The sequence below is a fragment of the Prevotella sp. P5-108 genome (assembly GCF_002251385.1).
In the GTDB taxonomy this organism is placed as follows: Bacteria; Bacteroidota; Bacteroidia; order Bacteroidales; family Bacteroidaceae; genus Prevotella.
This window is the reverse complement of record NZ_NPJJ01000047.1, coordinates 1-928: the sequence shown is the minus strand read 5'-3', so window position 1 is coordinate 928 and position 928 is coordinate 1. Positions and strand designations below refer to the sequence as shown.

Here is a 928-nt window from a genome sequence, read left to right as displayed (position 1 = left end):
CAATGCTAAAATCAAGGCTTTTAGAACACAGTTCAGAGGTGTAGGGGATATCAGGTTCTTCATGTACAGGCTGGCAACACTTTATTCCTAACATACGGTGTTACCAACCGGAAAAATCCGCTGACCCAAGTGATGCCGAAGGCGCCGAGGATGTCGCCCAAGACACGATGATACGCCTGTGGCAACTCCTTGCCGCGTTGGAGCGTGTCGAGTCGCCCGAAGCCCTCACTGCCACCATCGCCCGTCGCCTGGCTCTCAATGCCTGCCGTCGCCAGTCATCCCGCCTCCCTCTTGCCGACGCCCTCCGCCAGCTTGCCGCTTCGGTTTACGCCCAGCCCGATGTCAGCCTTCAGCACCACGAGAACCTCGAGTGGCTCGACAGTCAGATGCGGCGCCTGCCCTCAGTACAGCAGCAGGTTTTCTACATGCGTCAGGTCGAGCACCGCAGCCACGACGAGATAGCCCGCATCGTGGGCATAGCCCCCAAGTCGGTCAGCACCCTCTTGGCGAGAGCCCGCAAAGCGATTTATGAAGAATTGGACAAACGTAGATAAAGCCTTATGAGAAATCCCGATTATGCCACCATAGCCCGGCTCCTTGAGCGCTACATGCAGGGCACCACGTCGCTCAGCGAAGAGCAGACGCTGGAGCGTTTTTTCCGCACCGCCACTGATATTCCTGTCGAGTGGGCCACCTTCAGACTCATGTTTACCGCCTATGCCGCCCCCAGCCCCAAGTCTCGTGCGCTTACCCTGCGCCGGATGATGCCCTGGATGGCAGCAGCCTCAGTCGTGGCAGCCGTGGTCATCGCCGTGTGCCGTTTAGCTCCTTCCGACACCGCCTCCACCACTGCCCAAGCCATCCCCACTGCCATCCCCGTAGCTGAGCCGCTCCCCGCCCGTGTGGTCGAGCCTGCCGCCCGCCCCGC

1 protein-coding gene and 2 pseudogenes are annotated in these 928 nt (G+C 60.3%); all 3 read left to right on the top strand.

The genetic code is table 11. The features are described 5' to 3' along the window. A pseudogene (locus CIK95_RS13355) lies at positions 1–91 on the top strand (transposase); the annotation flags it as partial. Further along, positions 84–554 carry an RNA polymerase sigma factor gene (locus tag CIK95_RS09795; protein WP_371591410.1) on the top strand — a complete coding sequence of 157 codons (471 nt, stop codon included), beginning with the start codon at positions 84–86 and terminating at the stop codon, positions 552–554. The pseudogene CIK95_RS13355 and the gene CIK95_RS09795, both read left to right, overlap by 8 nt. Before the next feature lie 6 nt (positions 555–560). Next, a pseudogene (locus CIK95_RS09790) lies at positions 561–928 on the top strand (hypothetical protein); the annotation flags it as partial.